Source organism: Chlorobaculum thiosulfatiphilum (assembly GCF_006265165.1).
Classification (GTDB): Bacteria; Bacteroidota; Chlorobiia; order Chlorobiales; family Chlorobiaceae; genus Chlorobaculum; species Chlorobaculum thiosulfatiphilum.
Genome location: NZ_VDCH01000005.1, coordinates 114,017 through 134,618, shown reverse-complemented (window position 1 = coordinate 134,618; position 20,602 = coordinate 114,017). Strand labels below are relative to the sequence as shown.

Below are 20,602 nucleotides of genomic sequence, written 5' to 3'. Positions count from 1 at the left end.
TTCTTTCTGGTCATAGTTTTGCTCCTTGTTTCATGAGTGGAATCTATGACCGTTTACACACTTTATCTCACTGACCCAACAATATCGATCAGAATGTTGGCGTCATGTATCGCGACATTCACTTCATACGGGTTTAGATGAACGACATTTCCTCGCTCAGTTCATTATACGATTTTCCGGCGAGTTCCGCAGCTTTGCTCATCGTGATCACCTCTTCCGAAACCGCCCTGTCGAGAAGTTGCCTGAATCGCGCAGGCTCTTCCTTGGAGCGGTACGCTCCGGGTTCGTCGATCCGGTTTTTCGACCAGGCAATGCAGAAATTCTTGTAGGTGAAGTCATTGATAACCCCAAGTGCCTTGGCTCTCGCCATGATTGCCTGAACCGAAATCCCGAAATACTCTTTTATATCGAGCAGCTCTCTTTCGGTAAAGTGGGTACGCTTTTCACCAACGGCTCGAAGAAACGACTCTTTCGGAAACAGAAATGCTCCCGCAAAGGCATGAGCGAGTTTTTCGTTTTCGCGTGGGGTTTCGGCCTCGCACCGGAAAAGCAGGTGCGCCAGTTCGTGCAGCGCGGTGAAGCGGCGACGGACAACGTCGCGGTTTTTGTTGAACACGATGACCGGTATATCGCCTGACCAGGCCGACAGCCCATCGAAGCCATCCGGCGCGTCGAGCATGATGACCCTTACGTTGTAGCTTTCGAGCATTTCGACGACATCGGGAATGGGATCGATGCCGAGATTCCATGCCTGGCGAAGCTTTTCGGCATAGTTTCCGGCATCGTCGAAAAAGGCAAGTACCGCGTCCGGAAACGGATGGACGAACGAAGAGTCCAGACCGAGGCAGGATTCGAGTTCACGGTAACGCTCAAGCATATCGAGCGCTTTCGCTTCGATACGCTCTCGTTCCTTTTCCGTCAGCTTGGCATGTTTTCTAAACTCGATGGCGCTCAGTTGGGCCGGTTCTCTGAAAAAGTAGTCCGGCCTGACGCCGAGAACTGACGCGATCGACAGCAGCGCGTTGCTGTCGGGCTGCATTCTCCCCTGCTCGTATTTGCTGAGCGCCTGCTTTGAAACCGGACTCTCCATCCTGTTGGAAAGTTCCTGAAGCGACATTCCGGCCATCTTTCGAGCAGAGCGGAGCCGTTCTCCGAAATTGGGCATCATGGCTGCTCTCTGTGTGGTGATTGGTGGTGATTGCGGTTGACAATAATTTAATTATTATAACTTTTGTCAACAAGCATAAACGTTCAAATGATCCTTTGAATTCAGACAATTATCGTGATGAACAAGAAATCGACCCATGTGGTACCGAATCCGAACGGCGGCTGGAAAGTCAAACAAAGCGGCTCATCGAAAGCGTCGAACGTGTTCAGTACCAAAAAGCCAGCTATCGACAGGGCGCGGGATTTGAGCGCCCGGCAGCATACCGAGCTGGTCATTCACAACAAGAACGGCAAAATCAGCGGCAAGGACAGCCACGGCAACGATCCTTGCCCGCCACGGGAATAAGCGCGTTTGCCTTTTAAAAGCCGCACACTGCTTTTCGATGAAGGGCGTCCCGCAAGGTTCATCGCGTCTGCCGATTACGCTTCGTGTCGCCATTGGCCGGTGAACTCCGCGTTATATCGGGCGGGAAGTGTTATCTTTTGCTGTAATCGAGTATCAATCCCCTAAATATTCAGGTATGAAAATTCTCGTTATCGGCGGCGCGGGCTATATCGGCAGCCATGTGGCTCGCGAGTTTCTCGACCGGGGCTACCAGGTCACGGTGTTCGACAATCTCTCCACCGGGCGGGAGGAGAACCTTTTCGGTGACGCCGAGTTCGTGCGGGGCGACATTTTCGATGCTGGCACGCTGGCGGAGGTGATGAATCGAGGGTTTGACGGCTGCGTCCATCTGGCGGCGCTGAAGGCTGCCGGAGAGTCGATGCAGAAGCCGGAAGAGTACTCCGTGCACAACATCTGCGGCACGATCGGCACCATCAACCAGGCGGTGGCGAGCGGCATCAAATGCTTCCTTTTTTCCTCCTCGGCGGCCATCTTCGGCAGCCCGGCCTACCTGCCCATCGACGAGAGTCACCCGAAAGAGCCGGAGAACTACTACGGCTTCACCAAGCTCGAAATCGAGCGCATCCTCGAATGGTACGACAAGCTCAAGGGATTGAGGTTCGCTGCAGTAAGATATTTCAACGCCGCCGGTTACGATGTGCAGAGGCGAATCCGCGGGCTGGAGCAGAATCCGGCCAACCTCTTGCCGGTCATCATGGAGGTCGCCGCCGGTATGAGGCCGTCGCTCTCCGTGTTCGGCACGGACTACCCGACCAGGGACGGCACCTGCATCCGCGACTACGTCCACGTCAACGATCTGGCCACGGCGCATGTGCTCGCATTCGAGCAGGTGATCGAAACCGGCGAGAGCCTGTCGGTAAACCTCGGCAGCGAGACCGGCGTCACCGTGCTCGAAATGCTCGACGCAGCCCGCCGCGTGACGGGGCGCGAGATTCCGGCGGAGTTCGCGCCGCGCCGCGAAGGAGACCCGGCCAATCTGGTGGCGACTTCGGCGATGGCTCGCGAGCTGCTCGGCTGGACGGCGCGGCACAGCGATCTCGACACGCTGGTCGAATCGACCTGGAATGTTTACCGGGACGTTAACGCTGATTCCGGCTGGCGATAAAGCTTTTCTGGAGCAATTCGCACCGACAGCCGTTGACTCCCTTAAAGGAGATGACCATGTTAGATAATGACAGGAAAAAGGATAAATTCACGGAGCAGTTTGGAAATTCGGTCAGGGCGCTGTCGGATTATCTCGGCATCGGGGTTCAGATCGCGGCGAGCTTCGCGCTTTTCGTCTTCCTCGGTTACTGGGCGGATTCGAAGCTTGGCACCTCGCCTCTGTTTCTGCTGGCCGGAGTGCTTGTTGGCATGGTGGGCATGGTGCTCGTGCTCATGAAAACCATTCGCCAGGCAGACCGCGACCATGACCGTTTACATCAACACACACGAAACCATGAAAAGGATCGTCAGGCATGAAGGCTTTGTTTGATTTTCTTGTAAAGTTAATTATCTTGTCGGTCATTTTATGGGGGGTCGTGTATTGGGGCGCCTCGAACTACCCGATCGACATCGGTTCGGTCTTCGTAGCATGGCTTATAGTCGTCCTCAACAGCCTCACGGGATACCTGCTCTTTGAGTACGGATTTGACAAGGAGTCAAAGATTTTCACGCTGGTCGTTTTCGGCGGCGTGGCACTCAGGCTTCTGATCGTCATGGCGCTGGTGCTGGTCATCAATCTGCTGGGCATGGTCAAGTCGATCGATTTCGTGGTATCCTTCATCTCATTTTACTGTATTTACCTGGTGATCGAGATTCTCGCTTACCAGAAGAAGAATCAACTGAAAAAAAACGCGGCAAAAAACTGACAAGACGGTATGCGAAAGAAAGCGATTTCAAGAATTCTGGCACTGGTCGTGCCTGTTCTCCTGAGCCTGAACAGTCCTGTATTCGCAACTGCCGGTCAGAATGAGGCCCCTGTAGCAGCAACTGCTCCGGCAGCTCCGGCAAGCATCGAGGCGTCAGCAGCCGCACCCGCAGAGGCTGAGACTGCTCATGCCGAGGGCGGTGAAGAGAAGCCGGGCGACCTGATCATGCACCATATTCTCGACAACCACACCTTCGCATTCGAGCCATTCGGAGAGGTGCATCTGCCTCGCATCGAAGTTGCCGGTTATGATATTTCGATTACCAAGCATGTCGTCATGATCTGGCTTGCCGCGATTCTTCTTGTTGTCATTGCAAGCGCCGCTGGCGCGAGCGTCAGGAAGATGTCCGCAAACCAGGCTCCGAAGGGCGTTGCCAATGTCTTCGAGTCGCTGGTCGATTTTATCAGCAATGACGTCGCCAAACCCAACATCGGTCACGGTTACGAGAAGTACCTGCCCTACCTGCTGACGGTGTTTTTCTTCATTCTGGTTTGCAACCTTCTCGGCCTCATTCCTTATGGTGCGACGGCTACCGGTAACGTTAACGTCACGCTGACCCTTGCCACCTTTACCTTTATCGTCACCCAGGTTTCGGCTTTCAAGGCTCACGGTATCAAAGGGTACCTTCAGCATCTTACCGCCGGTACGCACTGGGCGCTCTGGATCATCATGGTGCCGATCGAAATTCTCGGCCAGTTCACCAAGCCATTCGCACTGACCATCCGACTCTTCGCAAACATGACGGCTGGTCATATCATCATTCTCAGCCTGTTCTTCATCAGCTTTATTCTGAAGAGCTACATCGTCGCCGTGGCGGTTTCGATTCCGTTTGCAATTTTCATCTATCTGCTCGAACTCTTCGTGGCGTTCCTGCAGGCGTTCGTGTTCACCATGCTTTCAGCACTGTTTATCGGTCTGGCGACGGCGCACGAAGGCGGCCACGACGGTCATGAGCTTGAAGCTTCCGGTCATCATTGAGACGATACGGTGGCGTAACGAAGTTCAGTTATCTTTTTTAGAACGGCTACAAGGAGTAGCATTCACTTTACAACAACAATCATGGAGGCAATTTAAAGATGGAAGGTTTGGGTTATTTGGGTGCGGGCATCGGCGCAGGTCTGGCAGCTATCGGTGCAGGTATTGGTATCGGAAACGCCGCAGCTTCTGCAGCTGAAGGCACTGCCCGTCAGCCTGAGGCTACTTCGGACATCCGTACCACGATGATTATCGCAGCTGCTCTTATCGAGGGTGTAGCACTGTTCGGCGAGGTTATCTGTGTGCTTCTTGCCCTGAAGTAATGCTACGAGCCATAGCTTAATCCGTCTGCAGTATCTATTTGAAACCGCAGACGGTTTTTTATCAAACTGTTAAAGGACTGCGTTCATGCTAACGTCAGGGATTATTCTGCTCGAAGGCGGGCTTCTCAACCCGAATCCTGGCCTCATATTCTGGACAGCTCTTACTTTTCTGATCGTCCTTGTCATTCTCAGCAAAACCGCATGGGGGCCGATCCTGTCGATGCTCGAAGAGAGATCCAAAGGTATTCAGTCGGCCATTGACCGTGCTCACACCGCAAAAGATGAGGCCGAGTCGATCCTGAAGAAAAACCGGGAATTGCTGGCCAAGGCAGATGCTGAATCTGATAAAATCATCAGGGAAGCCAAGGAGATTGCCGATAAGGTTCGCAACGAACTGACCGAGAAAGCCCAGGAAGAGTCCCGCAAGATGATTGCTTCCGCCAAGGAAGAGATTGAGCAGGAGAAGCGCCGCGCGCTGGATGTGCTCAGGAACGAGGTTGCCGATATGGCGGTGAAAGGAGCTGAAAAAATTATCCGTGCCACTCTCGATGCGGACAAGCAGAAAGCGGTGGTCAACGATATGATCAGGGAAATGGCCTCCAATCGTAACTGATTAATAAAACCTCGGAACTATGTCAAGTGCAATTGCAGGCCGTCGATACGCGGTGGCCTTGCTCGAAGTGGCCGTTGAGGGTAACTTTCTGGAGACGGTTACCGAAGACCTGCGGAAACTACAGGAAGTGCTTTCCGGTAGTCATGAACTCGTTTTGGCCCTTAAAAGTCCGCTGATCAATGTTGACCTCAAATCGAAAATTCTCGAAGAGATATTCAAGAACGAGATTGATCAGAAAACTATGACCTTCATCAAGCTGCTCACCCGTAAAAAAAGGGCGAATTTGCTTGTCGGAGTGATTGATGAGTTCAGCGCACTGCTCGACGAACGTAACGGTGTCATCAATGCCGATGTGAAAAGCGCCGTAAAGCTCAGCGACGATCAGGCCAAAGAGCTGGTCAACAGCCTCTCTGCTCGCACTGGCAAGAAGATTCGCGCCAGGATGCTGCTCGACGAGAATCTGATCGGCGGCGTGAGCGTAAAGATCGGCGATACGATCATTGACGGGAGCATCAGCCATCAGCTTGAGATGCTCAAACACACGCTGCTCGCTGAACCGGCCTGATTACAGAGCATTATGTTCAAAAAAAGCCTGCCGATATGCAGGCTTTTTTTGTGATGATGAAAAGAGTATATTGTGCCGGTGCCGAATAGGCGTAAATTGTTCTTCCGTTTCGGGGCTTTAGCTCAGTTGGTAGAGCGTCTCGTTCGCAATGAGAAGGTCAGGGGTTCGACTCCCCTAAGCTCCACAAACCCCGCAGGTTCCATTCTGTTCGCTGAGATTATGTCCCGCCAAAGCCAAGGCGGGCGCCACTTTCTTCTCCGGACGCATGAAGCCGTTTTTCGGGTGTTCCTTCGCTCGTCGAACCGGATTGCCGATGCAAACCCAGCCTCTCAAAGCTGAGTATTCCGGTTTGCCCAATTCAGCCGTAAACTTGCCAGGCTCTGTATCAGTATTCTCTGCTTTTGCATCGGTTTACGCAAGTTCGGCAGCCTGTCGTCAGGCAACAGGTTTTTGGATCGTTATTTTTCACATGCTTCAAGGGAGCCTTTATGTCTCAATCAGTCATGAAAAAGTCGGCACTCAAGATTCTTCCCGGTCTTCTCTGTCTTGCATTACCGCTTTCGTCCTGCTCGTCATCGAAACCTGCGTCAACCGCCGCCATGACGGTCACTCCGGCTGAGCAACGCTACCGCGAAGCCACGGACAGAATCGAAAAAAAGAATTACGACAAAGCTATTGTCATTCTTGAATCCCTCATGTTTTCGACGAGGGCGACCGATCTGGAGGACGATGTGCTGAACTCTCTGGCTGATTCCTATTTCAAAAAGAAAGAGTACATCCTTGCCGCCGACACCTACCGCCGTCTGCTTCAGCAGACTCCGGACTCACCCTATGCGAGGAATGCGCAGTTCCAGCTTGCCATGTCTTACGAAAAGCTCTCGCCGTACCACGAGCTTGACCAGGAGTACACTGTCAAAGCGATCAGCGAATTCACCACCTACCTTGACCAGTATCCATCCGATGATTTCGGGGATGCGGCCAGCGATGCCGATATGTATAAAAAGCTGATGGAGGTTGATCCGTCGAACGCCTCTTACAGGCAAAAATACGAGGCCGCGATGGCTGCGCTTTCCAGCCAGTCGCCCGCGCGATACAGCATCCAGGCCATTCCTGCGCTCAGGGAGAAGCTCGCTCATAACCGCTATTCGATCGCCCGGCAATACGCCAAGCTCAAAAAGTACCAGGCCGCAGAGATTTTCTACGATGTGGTCGTCAACCAGTATGCCGATACCAAATGGATCGAGCCAGCCTGGGTTGGCAAAATCGATATGGAGATCAAGCGGGGCAACTGGTTCGAGGCGCGCCAGTCGATAGAGACGTTCCAGCAGCTCTTTCCGGGTAAGGGCGCTCTGGTTGAAGATGCCGCAAAGAAAGTTCTCTCACACTACTCAAATTCGCGCGATCCGAAATCGCAAGAGTGAGAACCGCTGTTTTTGGAGGAAGTTTCGATCCACCGCATAACGGTCATCTCGCGCTTTGCCTCTCTGCACGGGAGCTGGCGGGAGTTGACCGGCTGATCGTATCGGTTTCCAAAAATCCTTTCAAAGAACCCGCTGACGCTTCGGCCCAGGAGAGGGCCGCAATGACCCACCTGCTTGTTGCACAGATCAACGCCGCAGGTAAGTTTGCTGAAATGAGCGACTGGGAGTTGCAGCAGCCGGGGCCGTCGTACACCATCGATCTTTTGCGCCACGTCGCGACGCTCCATCCCGGCGACGAGCTGGTGCTGCTTGTCGGAGAGGACAGCTACCGGCAGATGCCGCAGTGGCGGGAATCGCGTGAGATCGCCAAACTTTGCGACATTGCCGTGTTTGGTCGTTCTTGCGGCGCGCTTGCCGCCGCGTCGTGCGGCGAGAAACTTCCGCCAGCGATGCTCTTCGATTTCGATATGCCGGTTTCAGCAACGGAGGTCAGGCGTCTGGCCGCCGCCGGTCAGCCAATCTCGCATCTCGTCCCTCAATCCATCGCGGCGTACATCGAATCGCACGGCCTGTATCGCGTCTGATTCCCTCGCTTTACAAGCCGTACATACCATTCAGAAAATCACATTGATTCCGGAGCAGAGATGCCGAGAATCCTGAAGCCGTTGCGCAGCACCTGACGCACCGCGAGTGACAGCTCCATCCGCGCTGCGCGGATGCTTTCGTCCGCTTTCAGAATCGGGCACTCCTGATAGAATTTGTGGTAGCGCTCGGCGACCGTGTGGAGGTACTCGACCATCTTCTGCGGTTCGAGCAGGCGCAGGCTGGCCTGAATGAGGTCCGGGAAGTCGAGCAGCGCGGAGGCGAGATCGATCTCCGGCTCGCTCGAAAGCAGCGGCAATCCTTCGCCGGTGGCGGCGGTCTCGTCGAAGCCGACCTCTTTTTCGGCCATACGCACGAGGCTGCAAATCCGCGCGTGGGCGTACTGGAGGTAAAAAACCGGGTTGTCCTTCGACTGCTTTTTGGCCAGCTCGACATCGAAGTTCAGGTGCGAATCCTTGCCGCGCATGATGAAGAACAGGCGCGTGGCGTCCGCGCCGACGTCGTCGATGAGGTCATCGAGCAGGTCGGCGTTGCCCTTGCGGGTGGACATCTTGACCGTCTGGCCACCAACCGTTGTGGTGACGAACTGGTTGATGGCGATCTTGACCTTCGAGGCATCGTAGCCGAGAATTTTCAGCGCTTCGAGCACGTCGGGGTACTCGTCGATGTGATCCGCGCCGAAAACGTTCACCATGAGGTCGAAGCCTCGCTCGAACTTGGTGACGTGGTAGGCAATGTCGGGTAGGCGGTAGCTCGGGTCGCCGGAGGATTTGATGAGCACCTTGTCCTTCTCCTGGCCAAGTTTCGTCGTCATGAACCAGGTCGCGCCGTCGTAGCGCCCGATGAACCCTTTGGCTTCGAGCGCGTCGATCACCTGCTGGTTGCGCGAAGGCTCACCCTCGCGGGACTGGTAGAGCGTGTGCTCGTTGAAGAACTTGTCGTGCGTGATCGACAGCCGTTCGAGCGTCTTGCGGATCGAGCTGAAGATGATCCCCTCGGCAGTCTCCTTGAAGAGCGTCAGTTCGTCGGTCGCGGCCAGCTCGTCGCCGTGCTCAATGAAGAGCGTCTCGGCAATGTCCGAGATGTAGTCGCCCTGGTAGTGCGTCGTCGGGAACTCGATCTCGCGACCGCACTTTTCGAGGTAGCGGAAGCGCACCGATTCGGCCAGAATCTGCATCTGCCGTCCGGCGTCATTAAAATAATATTCGCGCGTCACCTCGTAGCCCTGCGTTTCAAGCAGGTTGGCGATGCAGTCGCCGAGCACGCCGCCGCGTCCGCGCCCGATGGTGAGCGGCCCGGTCGGGTTGGCGCTGACGTACTCGACAATCGCCTTCTGCCCCTTGCCCGACTCCGTGCATCCGAATGCCTCACCCTGCCGGAGCACGGCGCTCGCCGAGCGCATGACGAAGACCTGATCGAGGTGGAAGTTGATGAAGCCGGGGCCGGCCACCTCGGTTTTTGTCACGGTGCCCTCCGGAAATGAGAGCAGCCCGATGAGCTGCGAGGCCAGTTCGCGCGGATTCCGTTTCGCCTCCTTGGCGAGCAGAAAGGCGATGTTGGTCGAGAAATCGCCGAACTTCTTGTCGGTCGGTTTTTCGATCTGAATCTCTTTATCGGTCTCTATGCCCGCCTTCTGCAGGGCCGCTTCGATGTAGGGAAGAAAAAATGCTCGCATCGGAATGATCGTTATGACATGGTTTTGGCAGTGCCGGAAAGCTCCAGCAGCAGTTCGGGCATGAGTCCCTCGAAATGGTCGATGGCCGTGATGACGTTGTCGAACGCCGAGAAGGCCTCGGGACGATTGGTGGTGGTGACGGCCACGCAGCTCATGCCTGCGGCGGCGGCGGCCTCCGCGCCGGGCAGCGCGTCCTCGAAGACGATGCAGGACGACGGCTCGACACTGAGCAGTTCAGCCACGCGCAGGAAGGTCTCGGGATGGGGCTTGCCATGTTTGACCTGATGAGCACCGATGATCGCCTGGAACCGTGACTTCATGCCGGTCAGGCCGAGCACGTAGTCGATGTTCTTCGGCCCCGCGCCCGTACCGATGCCGAGCCGGATGCCCACGCCGGATGCGCGGTTGAGGAACGCTTCGAGGCCGGGCATCTGCACGATGGCGCTGCGGTTCATCACTCTGTAGAGAATGTCCTTCAGCTCCGTCAGCTTGTCGGCCTCTTCGGGCGAAATCGCCGGATCGAGGAAGTAACGCAAGACGTCGAGTCCCTTCATGCCTGCGGTCTCGACGAGGTAGCGCTCCGGGTCGAGTCCCGACAGTCCGTAATCGGCGAACAGATCGACCCACGACTGCGCGTGCATTCTCATGTTATCGACCAGTACGCCGTCCATGTCGAAAATAAAGGCTTTCGGGCTGTTATCGTTTTGTATCATCATGCGTTACTCTCCCCGAGGTTCATGGCCTCCCGTACCTCTTTCATGGTTTCTCCGGCAATTTTCCGTGCTTTCGTTTCGCCCTCGTGCAGAATCTCTTTGACCATTTCCGGGCGCTCTTCGTAGTGCTTGCGCCGTTCGAGGATCGGAGCCAGCTCCGCCGAAATGTTCGCCGCGCACATCTTTTTGCAATCAACGCAGCCGAGTGCGCCTGAGCGGCATCCCGCCTCAACTTCGGCGAGCTGAGCTTCGCCGGTGAACTTCTGGTGATAGCTGAAAACCAGGCACACCTCCGGGCGGCCCGGATCGTTGCGGCGAACTTTCAGCGTGTCGGTCACGGCGGGGCGCATCTTTTTCATTACCTCGTCGGGGCCGTCGGAGAGCAGAATCGTGTTGCCGAGCGACTTGGACATCTTCGCCTTGCCGTCGAGGCCGACGAGGCGGGCGAACTTGGTGATCTTCGGCGAAGGTTCCGGGAAGACGTCGCCCAGCTCCGGATGCTGGTAGTGGCTGTTGAACTTGCGGGCGATCTCGCGAGTTATTTCAACATGCGGAATCTGATCCTCGCCCACGGGAACCACGTTGCCCTTGTAGAGCAGAATATCCGCCGCCTGCAACACCGGATAGCCGAGGTGGCCATAGACGAGCGACTCCATGTTCAGGTCGCGCACTTGCTCCTTGAGCGTCGGATTGCGTTCGAGCCGCGCCGTGGTGACGAGCATCGAGAAGATGAGGAACAGCTCGGAGTGCTCCTTGACCTGCGACTGCCGGAAAACCGGGCTTTTATCGGGATCGACCCCCGCCGCGAGCCAGTCTATGAGCATGTCGATGGAGTGCGCATACAGACTCGAAGTATCGAGCGAAGTGGTCAGGCTGTGGTAATCGGCGATGAGGAAGCAGGTCTCGTAGGCCCGGCTTCCGTCCGGGTGGAGAAGGTTCTGTTGGGCGATCCAGTTTTCGAGTGCTCCGGTATAGTGTCCGAGGTGCAGCCTGCCGGTAGGCCGCATCCCGCTTAAAATTCTTTGTATCGACATGAGGTCGTGGTTCTTGCTCCCGTTGCAAGGAGCGTCTCTATAGTTATGGTAGTGCTCCTCTCTTGTCATTCTGAGTCCGACGCAGTCGGGCGAAGAATCCAGAAAGTCACGTAATATGCAGTCAATCAATAAGTTATCAGCCATTTCCGAAGAAGCCGGATTCTTCACTTCGTTCAGAATGACACAACCTCCGGTTTGCGCGCCGCCTGTATGGGCCGGAGACGCTTCTCCGTAGCGGTTACGAAGTTATAACAGTTGTAACAAAGAAAAAAGCTTTGTTTTTGTATTTTAATTTCAGAACGCTATATTAGGCGACTTGTTTTACATTGCGTCGCCGGTACAGCGGCAATTTAAGACAAAACAATATTGAGTTTAGGAGAGTAAGTCCTATACAGCATTCTCTTGCCCAACCATGTCAGGTCCGGAAGGAAGCAGCATCCGGTAATGTGAGTGTGTGATATAGTCAGCTTGCTCTCCTTTTTTTATTGGAATTTTTGAAATCTGAATCCGAACACTAACGATACAGGAGTCAACAATGGATGAGACCATGACAAAAAAAGCGGAATTTCTGCGAGAACCGATCCGGCATATCGAGATCAAGAAACACAACGTCGTGCCGATGGTCGAGCAAATGGCCGACATGGCCTTCCAGGCCCGCAACCTGGCCCGCGCCGCCTCCATCGTCGATCTGATGCAGCAGGACAAGGAGTGCGCCGTCATTCTGACGCTTGCCGGTTCGCTCATCAGCGCCGGGCTGAAGCAGGTCATCATCGACATGCTCGACAACAACATGGTTGACGCTATCGTCTCGACCGGCGCGAACATCGTCGATCAGGACTTCTTCGAGGCGCTCGGCTTCAAGCACTGGAAAGGCTCACAGTTCGCCGATGACTCGGAGTTGCGCGAGCTGGCCATCGACCGCATTTACGACACCTACATCGACGAGGATGAACTTCGCGTCTGCGACGACACGATGGCCATCATCGCCAACTCGATGCAGCCCGGCGCCTACTCCTCCCGCGAGTTCATCGTCGAGATGGGCAAATACATCGAGGCCAACAACCTCGACAAGAACTCCATCGTCTATAAAGCCTACGAGAAGGGTGTGCCGATCTTCTGCCCGGCATTTTCGGACTGCTCCGCCGGTTTCGGCCTGGTACACCACCAGTGGCACAATCCCGACAACCACGTCTCCATCGACTCGGTCAAGGACTTCCGCGAGCTGACCAAAATCAAGATCGAGAACGACAAGACCGGCATCTTCATGATCGGCGGCGGTGTGCCGAAGAACTTTACGCAGGACATCGTTGTTGCGGCTGAAGTGCTGGGCTATGAAGATGTTTCAATGCACACCTACGCCGTGCAGATCACCGTGGCCGACGAACGCGACGGCGCGCTCTCCGGCTCGACCCTCAAGGAGGCCAGCTCGTGGGGCAAGGTTGACACGGTTTACGAGCAGATGGTCTTCGCCGAAGCCACCGTCGCCATGCCGCTCATCGCCGGTTACGCCTATCACAAGCGCAACTGGGAAGGGCGCCCGACACGTAACTTCAACGCCATGCTCGACGCAAAACCGGTCAACGCCTGAGGAGGCCCCATGAAATTCTTTATCGACACCGCCAGCCTCGACGAAATCCGGGCCGCCAATGCACTTGGCGTGCTCGACGGCGTCACGACCAATCCGTCGCTGATCGCCAAGATCGTCAAAGATCCGGCCAACTTCACCTATGCCGACTTCAAGGCGCACATCGCCAAAATCTGCGAAATCGTCGATGGTCCGGTCAGCGCCGAGGTCACCACGCTCAAAGCAGAGGAGATGATCGCCCAGGGCGAGGAGCTCGCGGCCATTCACAAAAACGTCGTCGTCAAGTGCCCGCTCACCGTCGATGGCCTCAAAGCGATCCGCCACTTTTCGCAGAATGGCATCAAGACCAACGCCACGCTGGTCTTCTCGCCCACGCAGGCGCTGCTGGCCGCAAAGGCCGGAGCCGACTTCGTCAGTCCGTTTATCGGACGCCTCGACGACATCAGCACCTCCGGCATGGAGCTGGTGCGGCAGATTGTCACCATCTACGACAACTACGGCTACCTCACCGAGGTGATCGTGGCCAGTGTGCGCAACCCGATGCACGTCGCCGAATCGGCAATGGCAGGCGCGGACATCGCCACCCTCCCGTACAGCGTCATCAAACAGCTCGCCAACCACCCGCTGACCGACAGCGGCCTGAAAAAATTCATGGAAGACGCCGCCGTGATGAAGGGTTGAGCGGTAAGTTGTTTCGGAATTGAGTCTTGAAGCCGGATGTGTGTTGCATGTCCGGCTTTTTTTATGGGCGGAAACACCTGTCAGCCGAAGATTGTCGGTATGATGAGTTGAATTTATCAGGAGTTATATCTATTTATACCTTTTTATCGCTATAAGTGATTATAAGCGACTATAAGAAATTATAATTACCTATAAACTTATCTTTTTTCATTTTTTTCAGCTCAACATGGACAAGATCAGAAATCCATTTTCTCCAGGAGCCGGAGCTCCTCCGCCGGAACTTGCCGGTCGGGATAACGTTCTGGAGCAGGCCGAGGTGCTGTTTGGTCGCATTCTGAGGAAACGACCTGAGAAAAGTATGATCATGACCGGGCTTCGCGGTGTAGGCAAGACCGTACTCCTCAATGAAATGGAGCGGCGTGCAAGTCAGGCCGGGTATAGAACTGTTGTTATCGAGGCCTCGGAGCAAAAGCCGCTGGCAGCCATGCTTATTCCGCCACTACGCTCACTACTCTATGAGCTTGACAGAATGGCAGGCGCAGGAAACAAGGTTCGCCGGGCGTTAGCAGCATTGAAGAGCTTTGTCGGCGCTGTTAAAGTTTCCGTCGGGGATATTGAACTCGGACTCGATATCGAACCGGAAAAGGGAACGGCAGACAGCGGAGATCTGGAGGTCGATCTTTCCAGCCTGTTTGTCGTTGTCGGTGAGGCGGCCGAAGAGCGTCAGTGTGCCGTGGCGATCTTTATTGATGAAATCCAGTATTTCTCAAGCGCCGAACTCAACGCGCTGATAATGGCCATGCATAAAATGCAGCAGCGTCAATTGCCACTGGTGCTCGTGGGAGCTGGTTTGCCAATTTTACCAGGGCTTGCCGGTAACGCAAAGTCTTATGCTGAAAGGTTGTTCAGTTTTCCGGATATTGGGCCGTTAGAAGAAGAGGATGCTGTCAAAGCGCTTCAGGATCCGGTCAACGCGGAAGGAGTTGAATTCGATCGGGATGCGCTCGGTGAAATTTACCGGCTGACCAAAGGGTATCCCTATTTTCTTCAGGAATGGGGCTATCAGGCCTGGAATCAGGCAGAAGCCTCCCCGATAACGTTACAGCTTGTTCATGAGACAAGGCTGGAGGTCGGGCGGCGTCTCGACGAGAATTTTTTCAGGGTTCGGTTTGACCGTTTAACCGACGGAGAGAAAAAATTTCTCCGGGCAATGGCGGAGATCGGTCAAGGGCCATACCGAACAACGGATATTGCGGACGTACTCGGCGTGGAAAGCACTACAGCCATCAGTTCTGTTCGATCCAAGCTCATCACAAAAGGAATGATCTACAGTCCTGCGCATGGGCTGCTGAATTTTACCGTGCCCCTTTTTGACGAGTTTATGAGGCGGGCTATTCCAGACATGTCAGCGCTGTGACTGGCTCGGCATCATGCTGATTGTCATCTGACCGACAGTTGTCTGAAGAAATTCATGGAAGACGCCGCCGTGATGAAGCACTGACACTCGCGTTATTTTTGGATTGACTCTGAAAGCCGGATTTGCAGCGCATGTCCGGCTTTTTTTTATGGGATGAAGGCGATTATTCCTGTGGCTGGTCACTGGATATTCCTGAAAAAACGATACGTCTGAATGACTTACACCGCACCGTCAAAATTCCTCAGCGCGATCTTCTCGATGATCGCAATCATCTGTTTTTCCAGATCGAAGCGCAAGCGCATCATCTCTTTTGTCGGCTCTTCGCAGAATTTCGTGGGTAAATGGTGAATGAGGATCGTTTGACCGAGCCACAGTCAATGGTAAAGCCCTATGCAAAGACTGATCGAGAAAAGGACAAATACGTATAAATGTTTATATAACAATCACTTATAGACTTTCCTGATCAACATCTGATTGTAACGCTCAGGAATGGTTTTATAGTTATCCATTAATGCCACCCACGAAATTCTGCGAGGAACCTATTCCGGCAATCGGAGGGATTGACGATTGTGCGGCTTGGAGGTATCGGCCGTCATTCTTCTTTTCTCTGCTAACTTTGAGGCCATCCAGAATTCAGGCAGGCACGGGGGCCTGCCCCTACGATGGAAAAAACATCCAACCTCTTCCCCCCATCCATCCCCTCCTAAATCGTGAACCCTCCGGTCTGCTCCTTCTCGGCGGCGAGTTTGGCGGCGAGGAATTCGCGGTTCATTCGGGCGATGTTGGCGATGGATATTTCTTTGGGGCATTCGGCCTGGCAGGCGTAGGTGTTGCTGCAAAAGCCGAAGCCGAGGGCGTCCATTTCGGCGACCATCTGCTGCACGCGACGCGTGGCTTCGATGCGACCTTGCGGCAGGAGCGCCAGATGGGAGATTTTCGCGCCGACGAAGAGCATCGGCGAGGCGTTGGGGCAGGCGGCGACGCAGGCTCCGCAGCCGATGCAGGCAGCGGCGTCGAAGGCCGAGTCGGCGTTGGGTTTGGGCACGGGGATGGTGTTGGCGTCGGGCACACCGCCGGAGTTGACCGAGATGTAGCCTCCAGCCTGGATGATGGTGTCGAGCGCACTGCGATCCACGATCAGATCCCTGACCACCGGAAACGCGCCGCTTCGCCACGGCTCGATATAAATCATCTCGCCATTGCGGAAGGCTCGCATGTGGAGCTGGCAGGTGGTTGTGCCCTTCAACGGGCCGTGCGGGCGACCGTTGATGTAGAGTCCACAGGCTCCGCAGATGCCTTCGCGGCAGTCGTGGTCGAAGGCAACCGGCTCTTCGCCCCTGCTGATAAGCTGCTGGTTGAGCTGGTCAAGCATTTCGAGAAACGAGCTGTCGGGCGAAATATCATCGACCATGTAGCTGACCAGCCTGCCTTTGTCGTCGGCGTTTTTCTGTCGCCAGATTTTGAGGGTGAACTTCATGAGCAGCCGTTATTTGTAGGATCGTTGCGTGAGCTTCACCGTGTCGAAATGCAGCTCCTCGCGGTGCATCTCCGGCGCGGTGTCGCGGCCTTTGTGCTCCCACGCGGCGACGTAGGCGAACTCGTCGTCGTTGCGCAGCGCTTCGTGGTCGGGGGTCTGGTACTCCTCGCGGAAGTGGCCGCCGCACGACTCCTTGCGATGCAGCGCGTCGCGCACCATGAGGTCGCCGAGTTCGATAAAGTCCTGTACGCGCCACGCCTTCTCCAGCTCCGGGTTGTACTCCTTCAGCCCGCCCGAAATCTTGACGCCCGAGGCGAACTCCGCCTTCAGCTCTGCGATCAAGCCGAGCGCTTTGGTCAGCCCCTCCTCGTTGCGCGACATGCCGCAGTGCTCCCACATGATTTTGCCGAGGCGCCGGTGGAAGTGGTCAACAGACTCCTTTCCGCCGCTCTTTTTGAGCCGCGCGAGCCGGTCGGTCACGTCGCGGACGGCGAGGTGGAACTCCGGCAGGGTGGTCGGAATTGGCGGCGTGTTGATTTCGTGCGAGAGGTAGCCCGAGATGGTGTAGGGCAAAACGAAGTAGCCGTCGGCCAGGCCCTGCATGAGCGCCGACGCGCCGAGGCGGTTGGCGCCATGGTCGGAGAAGTTGCACTCGCCGATGGAGTAGAGGCCCGGCACGGTGGTCATCAGCTCGTAGTCCACCCACAGGCCGCCCATCGTGTAGTGCACCGCCGGGTAGATCATCATCGGTGTGCGGTAGGGATTGTCATCGACGATGCGCTGGTACATCTGGAACAGGTTGCCGTAGCGGGCGGAGATTTCGGCGCGTCCGAGCCGCTCGATGGCGTCGCTGAAGTCGAGATAGACCGCAAGCCCGGTCGAACCGACGCCATAGCCCGCGTCGCAGCGCTCCTTGGCCGCCCGCGAGGCGACGTCGCGCGGCACCAGATTGCCGAAGGCCGGGTAGCGGCGTTCGAGGTAGTAGTCGCGCTTCGACTCGTGAATCTGCTCCGGGCGCAGCTTTTTCTGCCGGATCAGCTCGGCGTCCGACTTCTCTTTCGGCACCCAGATGCGCCCGTCGTTGCGAAGGCTTTCGCTCATCAGCGTGAGCTTGGACTGGAACTCGCCGTGCACAGGAATGCAGGTCGGGTGAATCTGCGTGAAGCAGGGATTGGCGAACGCCGCCCCTTTTTTCCAGGCGCTCCACGCTGGCGTCACGTTCGAGCCCATCGCGTTGGTCGAGAGGTAGAATACGTTGCCGTAGCCGCCGGTGGCCAGCACCACGGCGTGGGCCGCGTGGCGCTCGATTTCGCCGGTCACGAGGTTGCGTGCGATGATGCCCCGCGCCTTGCCATCGACGACGACGATGTCGAGCACGTCGCGGCGGCTGTAGAGCTTCACGGTTCCGGCGGCGATCTGGCGGCTCATGGCGCTGTACGCGCCGATCAGGAGCTGCTGGCCGGTCTGCCCCCGCGCGTAGAAGGTGCGCGACACCTGCGCGCCGCCGAAGGAGCGATTGGCGAGCAGGCCGCCGTACTCGCGGGCGAAGGGCACGCCCTGCGCCACGCAGAGGTCGATGATCTCCGGACTGATCGAGGCGAGCCGATAGACGTTCGATTCGCGCGAGCGGTAGTCGCCCCCCTTGATGGTGTCGTAAAAGAGCCGGAAGACGTTGTCGCCGTCGTTCTGGTAATTTTTCGCGGCGTTGATGCCCCCCTGCGCGGCGATGCTGTGCGCCCGGCGCGGGGTATCCTGATAGCAGAACGACTTGACGTTGTAGCCAAGCTGGCCAAGCGTGGCCGCCGCCGCCGCGCCCGCAAGCCCCGTGCCGACCACGATGATGTCGAGCTTGCGCTTGTTGTTCGGGCTGACCAGTTTGCACCCGGCCTTGTAGGCGTCCCACTGGTCGGTGAGCGGCACGCCCGGCGAATTGGCGTTCAGTTTTATCATCGGCGGTCAATCTCCATGCGGCGCGGCGTTAGTTGAACAGGGTGAAGCGGAGCGGAATCGCCATGAACCCCCCGGCAATGATTATCGCGTACAACGTGCTGGCCGCGTTGATGAGCGGGGTGTATCGGGGATGGTTCAGGCCGAGCGTCTGCGTGGCGGCCTGAAGGGCATGGTTCAGGTGAAATCCGAGCACGACAAACGAAACCAGGTAGATCGCTGAATAGGTGGTGTCCGAAAACAGCAGCACCGCGCGACTGTAGAAATCGTGGCGTTCGATGCCGGGCGGCGGCGCGACAACGCCGATCTTGATGAAGTAGAAATCGATGAAATGGAGCGCAAGAAAGATGAGCACCACCACGCCGCTGTGCAGCATGTACTTCGAGAACGGAGCGGTTTCGGAGCGGCTTTTGTGCTGGTAGCGGATCGGGCGCGACCACCGGTTCCGGATGCTGACGATCACCCCGAAGACGATGTGCAGCAGGAAGCCGCCGAAGAGCGCAAGCTCGAAAATCCGGATCACCGGATAGCTGCTCATGAAACCCGCCGCCGCCGAGAAGGATTTGCCGCCATCATCGACAAGCAGCAACATGTTGATGCCGAGATGCACCGCGAGGAACACAAGCAGAAATACTCCGGCCAGCGCCATAAGCACCTTGCTGGCAATGGATGAGAATGTTTTCTGCCCGGTAGCACCCATAATTCGTGAACTTTCAGTGACAAGATACAGGTTGCACAACCCGTTGAACTGTTTGCGCAAGCTAACGCCATCTTGTCGAAATGACAAGCCCAATCGTCTATTCGGTATCGAAAGAAGGAATTACGGCGACGGCCCGAACGGGGCAGGCCTCAGCGCCGGAGACAGGCAGCGGCAGCGCCGAAAAGAAAAAATCACTGTCGCCCAACGGTTCCAGCCCGGTGAGATTTTCGATCAGCACGAAACCCGCACGAAGCAGGCGGCGATGGATTGGCAACACCTCCGAATCAGCCTCGTCGAACGACGGCGCATCGATGCCGATGCCCTTCAGCCCCAGTCCGGCGAGCCGCGCCGCCGCTTCCGGCGAAAGCACCGGATAGTCGCGGTTGTATTCATCGCGGCCCCAAAAGCGGCTCCAGCCGGTATGCAGCAGGAGGAATTCAGCCTGCCCGATCCGCTCGCGGCTGGCAAGCACCCGATCGAGCGAAACTGGCCCCGCCTCTGTTTGGCGCAGATCGAGCAGCGCCCCCTTGCCGATAAAGTGAGAAACGTCGAGCTGGTCGAGCGTTGCCGCGCCGTCGAACAGATGCGCCGGAGCGTCGAGGTGAGTGCCGGTGTGCGACGACAGTTGCAGCCAGCGCTCGCCAAAGCCGTCGCGCCCGACCGTGCAGAGATCGGAAAACTCCGGCCGGGGCGTTCCCGGCCAGAGCGGCATGGCGGGCGAAATCGGATGGCTGAGATCGACGATGCGCATGGTGATGCTCCGGTTGCGGTACTGTTCGCGCGACTCCGTCAGTAGAGCAGCGAATAGCTCAGCACCACGGCGTTGCTGTTGATGCCATGGTTCGGTTCGCTCGTGCCCGCGTTTGAAAGGTGGCGGAAACGGTAGCCAACGGTGATGGCGCTGTTACCGGAAACGGCGACCTGCGCGCCGAGACCGAACTGGTTCAGAAAGTTGAACCCGGCATCACCCTGCTCCTTGCTGTCGATGCTCAGGTACATCGGGCCGGAACCGATTTCGCCGACCAGCTTCACCGATGGCGCGATCGGGTGGAGATAGCGGAAGAAGACGTTCAGGCCGGTTTCGACCCCCGAGTCGGGTTCGGTGACGGGATTGCAGAATGGTTCGAGCGCAAGCTGGAGTGTGCCTTTGCTGTCTCTCATGCCGAACGCGGAGTTCATGTCGAAGCCGAAACGCACAAAGATCGGAACCGCATGGTAATCCGCTTCGGTGAACTTCATATGCCCCCATGCGTAGCCGGAACCGATGGCGATTTCATCGAGATGAACCCCCTCGTGAGTATCTGATGGCGCGGCGTTGAGCTTGCCGGGAATGAAACTGCACGTGAACAGAAGGGGGATGAATAAACGGAACAGCTTTTTTTTCATGATC

The 20,602-nt window shown here is 56.4% G+C and carries 23 protein-coding genes, 1 tRNA gene and 1 other RNA gene; 16 read left to right on the top strand and 9 right to left on the bottom strand.

The genetic code is table 11. From position 1 onward, the window contains the following. Positions 1 to 133 precede the first annotated feature (133 nt). Complete coding sequence (locus tag FGF66_RS04315) at positions 134 to 1,168, bottom strand: XRE family transcriptional regulator (RefSeq protein ID WP_139456460.1); 1,035 nt, start codon at positions 1,166 to 1,168, stop codon at positions 134 to 136. A gap of 117 nt (positions 1,169 to 1,285) precedes the next feature. Between FGF66_RS04315 and FGF66_RS04310 the strand changes: the two genes are divergently transcribed. The 11 genes from FGF66_RS04310 (at position 1,286) to nadD (ending at position 7,964) form a co-directional block, all read left to right on the top strand. Next, a complete protein-coding gene (locus tag FGF66_RS04310; protein ID WP_139456459.1) occupies positions 1,286 to 1,513 on the top strand; it encodes a DUF2188 domain-containing protein in 228 nt (75 codons plus the stop codon). A gap of 175 nt (positions 1,514 to 1,688) precedes the next feature. After that, on the top strand, positions 1,689 to 2,678 hold the full coding sequence (galE, locus tag FGF66_RS04305; RefSeq protein ID WP_139456458.1) for a UDP-glucose 4-epimerase GalE: 990 nt from the start codon (positions 1,689 to 1,691) through the stop codon (positions 2,676 to 2,678). A gap of 56 nt (positions 2,679 to 2,734) precedes the next feature. After that, positions 2,735 to 3,034, top strand: coding sequence for an AtpZ/AtpI family protein (locus FGF66_RS04300; RefSeq protein WP_407923807.1), 300 nt, complete (start codon positions 2,735 to 2,737; stop codon positions 3,032 to 3,034). Continuing rightward, complete coding sequence (locus FGF66_RS12595) at positions 3,031 to 3,423, top strand: hypothetical protein (protein ID WP_170181205.1); 393 nt, start codon at positions 3,031 to 3,033, stop codon at positions 3,421 to 3,423. The genes FGF66_RS04300 and FGF66_RS12595 overlap by 4 nt, the downstream gene beginning before the upstream one ends. A 9-nt stretch (positions 3,424 to 3,432) precedes the next feature. Next, positions 3,433 to 4,461, top strand: a complete 1,029-nt coding sequence (locus FGF66_RS04290) for a F0F1 ATP synthase subunit A (RefSeq protein WP_139456456.1) — start codon at positions 3,433 to 3,435, stop codon at positions 4,459 to 4,461. 98 nt (positions 4,462 to 4,559) lie between these two features. Continuing rightward, entirely contained in the window at positions 4,560 to 4,781 is a 222-nt protein-coding gene (gene atpE / locus FGF66_RS04285) for an ATP synthase F0 subunit C (RefSeq protein ID WP_129051316.1), read from the top strand. 85 nt (positions 4,782 to 4,866) lie between these two features. Further along, a complete protein-coding gene (locus FGF66_RS04280; protein ID WP_139456455.1) occupies positions 4,867 to 5,394 on the top strand; it encodes a F0F1 ATP synthase subunit B in 528 nt (175 codons plus the stop codon). A gap of 19 nt (positions 5,395 to 5,413) precedes the next feature. After that, positions 5,414 to 5,959: a F0F1 ATP synthase subunit delta gene (locus tag FGF66_RS04275; RefSeq protein ID WP_139456454.1), complete on the top strand. Its 546-nt coding sequence runs from the start codon at positions 5,414 to 5,416 to the stop codon at positions 5,957 to 5,959. Positions 5,960 to 6,070: 111 nt separating this feature from the next. After that, positions 6,071 to 6,143 (top strand) — tRNA-Ala (locus FGF66_RS04270). Positions 6,144 to 6,462: 319 nt separating this feature from the next. After that, the gene (locus FGF66_RS04265; protein ID WP_246046572.1) at positions 6,463 to 7,380 is read left to right on the top strand and encodes an outer membrane protein assembly factor BamD; all 918 of its coding nucleotides are present in this window, start codon (positions 6,463 to 6,465) and stop codon (positions 7,378 to 7,380) included. Continuing rightward, positions 7,377 to 7,964, top strand: coding sequence for a nicotinate (nicotinamide) nucleotide adenylyltransferase (gene nadD / locus FGF66_RS04260; protein WP_139456452.1), 588 nt, complete (start codon positions 7,377 to 7,379; stop codon positions 7,962 to 7,964). Before FGF66_RS04265 ends, nadD begins: the two co-directional genes overlap by 4 nt. 38 nt (positions 7,965 to 8,002) lie before the next feature. Here nadD and argS read toward each other — a convergent pair whose 3' ends face one another. From argS to trpS, 3 genes are read right to left on the bottom strand one after another with little or no spacing between them, the layout of a single operon-like run. Then, positions 8,003 to 9,658 carry an arginine--tRNA ligase gene (gene argS / locus FGF66_RS04255; protein ID WP_139456451.1) on the bottom strand — a complete coding sequence of 552 codons (1,656 nt, stop codon included), beginning with the start codon at positions 9,656 to 9,658 and terminating at the stop codon, positions 8,003 to 8,005. Positions 9,659 to 9,669: 11 nt separating this feature from the next. Beyond that, positions 9,670 to 10,374, bottom strand: coding sequence for a beta-phosphoglucomutase family hydrolase (locus FGF66_RS04250; RefSeq protein WP_139456450.1), 705 nt, complete (start codon positions 10,372 to 10,374; stop codon positions 9,670 to 9,672). After that, a complete protein-coding gene (trpS, locus tag FGF66_RS04245; RefSeq protein WP_139456449.1) occupies positions 10,371 to 11,405 on the bottom strand; it encodes a tryptophan--tRNA ligase in 1,035 nt (344 codons plus the stop codon). Before trpS ends, FGF66_RS04250 begins: the two co-directional genes overlap by 4 nt. Before the next feature lie 378 nt (positions 11,406 to 11,783). Here trpS and ffs point away from each other — a divergent pair. The 5 genes from ffs (at position 11,784) to FGF66_RS04220 (ending at position 15,429) form a co-directional block, all read left to right on the top strand. Then, positions 11,784 to 11,882: signal recognition particle sRNA small type (gene ffs / locus FGF66_RS04240), an RNA gene on the top strand. Positions 11,883 to 11,940: 58 nt separating this feature from the next. Further along, positions 11,941 to 12,993: a 1,9-bis(guanidino)-5-aza-nonane synthase gene (locus tag FGF66_RS04235; RefSeq protein WP_139456448.1), complete on the top strand. Its 1,053-nt coding sequence runs from the start codon at positions 11,941 to 11,943 to the stop codon at positions 12,991 to 12,993. A gap of 9 nt (positions 12,994 to 13,002) precedes the next feature. Then, positions 13,003 to 13,671, top strand: a complete 669-nt coding sequence (gene fsa / locus FGF66_RS04230; protein ID WP_139456447.1) for a fructose-6-phosphate aldolase — start codon at positions 13,003 to 13,005, stop codon at positions 13,669 to 13,671. Positions 13,672 to 13,897: 226 nt separating this feature from the next. After that, a complete protein-coding gene (locus FGF66_RS04225; protein WP_139456446.1) occupies positions 13,898 to 15,088 on the top strand; it encodes an AAA family ATPase in 1,191 nt (396 codons plus the stop codon). A 131-nt stretch (positions 15,089 to 15,219) separates the two neighbouring features. Next, the gene (locus tag FGF66_RS04220; protein WP_139456445.1) at positions 15,220 to 15,429 is read left to right on the top strand and encodes a hypothetical protein; all 210 of its coding nucleotides are present in this window, start codon (positions 15,220 to 15,222) and stop codon (positions 15,427 to 15,429) included. 362 nt (positions 15,430 to 15,791) lie between these two features. Here FGF66_RS04220 and FGF66_RS04215 read toward each other — a convergent pair whose 3' ends face one another. From FGF66_RS04215 to FGF66_RS04195, 5 genes are all read right to left on the bottom strand, one after another. Next, entirely contained in the window at positions 15,792 to 16,565 is a 774-nt protein-coding gene (locus tag FGF66_RS04215) for a succinate dehydrogenase/fumarate reductase iron-sulfur subunit (RefSeq protein WP_139456444.1), read from the bottom strand. Positions 16,566 to 16,574: 9 nt separating this feature from the next. After that, complete coding sequence (locus tag FGF66_RS04210; RefSeq protein WP_139456443.1) at positions 16,575 to 18,515, bottom strand: fumarate reductase/succinate dehydrogenase flavoprotein subunit; 1,941 nt, start codon at positions 18,513 to 18,515, stop codon at positions 16,575 to 16,577. A gap of 28 nt (positions 18,516 to 18,543) precedes the next feature. Next, positions 18,544 to 19,212 carry a succinate dehydrogenase gene (locus FGF66_RS04205; protein WP_139456442.1) on the bottom strand — a complete coding sequence of 223 codons (669 nt, stop codon included), beginning with the start codon at positions 19,210 to 19,212 and terminating at the stop codon, positions 18,544 to 18,546. Between the two features lie 97 nt (positions 19,213 to 19,309). Further along, complete coding sequence (locus FGF66_RS04200) at positions 19,310 to 19,963, bottom strand: cyclase family protein (RefSeq protein ID WP_139456441.1); 654 nt, start codon at positions 19,961 to 19,963, stop codon at positions 19,310 to 19,312. A 38-nt stretch (positions 19,964 to 20,001) separates the two neighbouring features. Further along, positions 20,002 to 20,598, bottom strand: coding sequence for an acyloxyacyl hydrolase (locus FGF66_RS04195; RefSeq protein WP_139456440.1), 597 nt, complete (start codon positions 20,596 to 20,598; stop codon positions 20,002 to 20,004). Between the last annotated feature and the right edge of the window lie 4 nt (positions 20,599 to 20,602).

Bases quoted from the DNA above. Each gene is read 5' to 3' on its own strand.
- FGF66_RS04210 (WP_139456443.1), bottom strand. From the start codon at position 18,515: ATGATAAAACTGAACGCCAATTCGCCGGGCGTGCCGCTCACCGACCAG.
- FGF66_RS04250 (WP_139456450.1), bottom strand. From the start codon at position 10,374: ATGATGATACAAAACGATAACAGCCCGAAAGCCTTTATTTTCGACATG.
- FGF66_RS04195 (WP_139456440.1), bottom strand. From the start codon at position 20,598: ATGAAAAAAAAGCTGTTCCGTTTATTCATCCCCCTTCTGTTCACGTGC.
- FGF66_RS04205 (WP_139456442.1), bottom strand. From the start codon at position 19,212: ATGGGTGCTACCGGGCAGAAAACATTCTCATCCATTGCCAGCAAGGTG.
- argS (WP_139456451.1), bottom strand. From the start codon at position 9,658: ATGCGAGCATTTTTTCTTCCCTACATCGAAGCGGCCCTGCAGAAGGCG.
- FGF66_RS04215 (WP_139456444.1), bottom strand. From the start codon at position 16,565: ATGAAGTTCACCCTCAAAATCTGGCGACAGAAAAACGCCGACGACAAA.
- FGF66_RS04310 (WP_139456459.1), top strand. From the start codon at position 1,286: ATGAACAAGAAATCGACCCATGTGGTACCGAATCCGAACGGCGGCTGG.
- FGF66_RS04225 (WP_139456446.1), top strand. From the start codon at position 13,898: ATGGACAAGATCAGAAATCCATTTTCTCCAGGAGCCGGAGCTCCTCCG.
- FGF66_RS12595 (WP_170181205.1), top strand. From the start codon at position 3,031: ATGAAGGCTTTGTTTGATTTTCTTGTAAAGTTAATTATCTTGTCGGTC.
- trpS (WP_139456449.1), bottom strand. From the start codon at position 11,405: ATGTCGATACAAAGAATTTTAAGCGGGATGCGGCCTACCGGCAGGCTG.
- FGF66_RS04200 (WP_139456441.1), bottom strand. From the start codon at position 19,963: ATGCGCATCGTCGATCTCAGCCATCCGATTTCGCCCGCCATGCCGCTC.
- FGF66_RS04265 (WP_246046572.1), top strand. From the start codon at position 6,463: ATGAAAAAGTCGGCACTCAAGATTCTTCCCGGTCTTCTCTGTCTTGCA.
- FGF66_RS04315 (WP_139456460.1), bottom strand. From the start codon at position 1,168: ATGATGCCCAATTTCGGAGAACGGCTCCGCTCTGCTCGAAAGATGGCC.
- FGF66_RS04280 (WP_139456455.1), top strand. From the start codon at position 4,867: ATGCTAACGTCAGGGATTATTCTGCTCGAAGGCGGGCTTCTCAACCCG.
- FGF66_RS04290 (WP_139456456.1), top strand. From the start codon at position 3,433: ATGCGAAAGAAAGCGATTTCAAGAATTCTGGCACTGGTCGTGCCTGTT.
- atpE (WP_129051316.1), top strand. From the start codon at position 4,560: ATGGAAGGTTTGGGTTATTTGGGTGCGGGCATCGGCGCAGGTCTGGCA.
- FGF66_RS04220 (WP_139456445.1), top strand. From the start codon at position 15,220: ATGTCCGGCTTTTTTTTATGGGATGAAGGCGATTATTCCTGTGGCTGG.
- fsa (WP_139456447.1), top strand. From the start codon at position 13,003: ATGAAATTCTTTATCGACACCGCCAGCCTCGACGAAATCCGGGCCGCC.
- FGF66_RS04300 (WP_407923807.1), top strand. From the start codon at position 2,735: ATGTTAGATAATGACAGGAAAAAGGATAAATTCACGGAGCAGTTTGGA.
- galE (WP_139456458.1), top strand. From the start codon at position 1,689: ATGAAAATTCTCGTTATCGGCGGCGCGGGCTATATCGGCAGCCATGTG.
- FGF66_RS04275 (WP_139456454.1), top strand. From the start codon at position 5,414: ATGTCAAGTGCAATTGCAGGCCGTCGATACGCGGTGGCCTTGCTCGAA.
- FGF66_RS04235 (WP_139456448.1), top strand. From the start codon at position 11,941: ATGGATGAGACCATGACAAAAAAAGCGGAATTTCTGCGAGAACCGATC.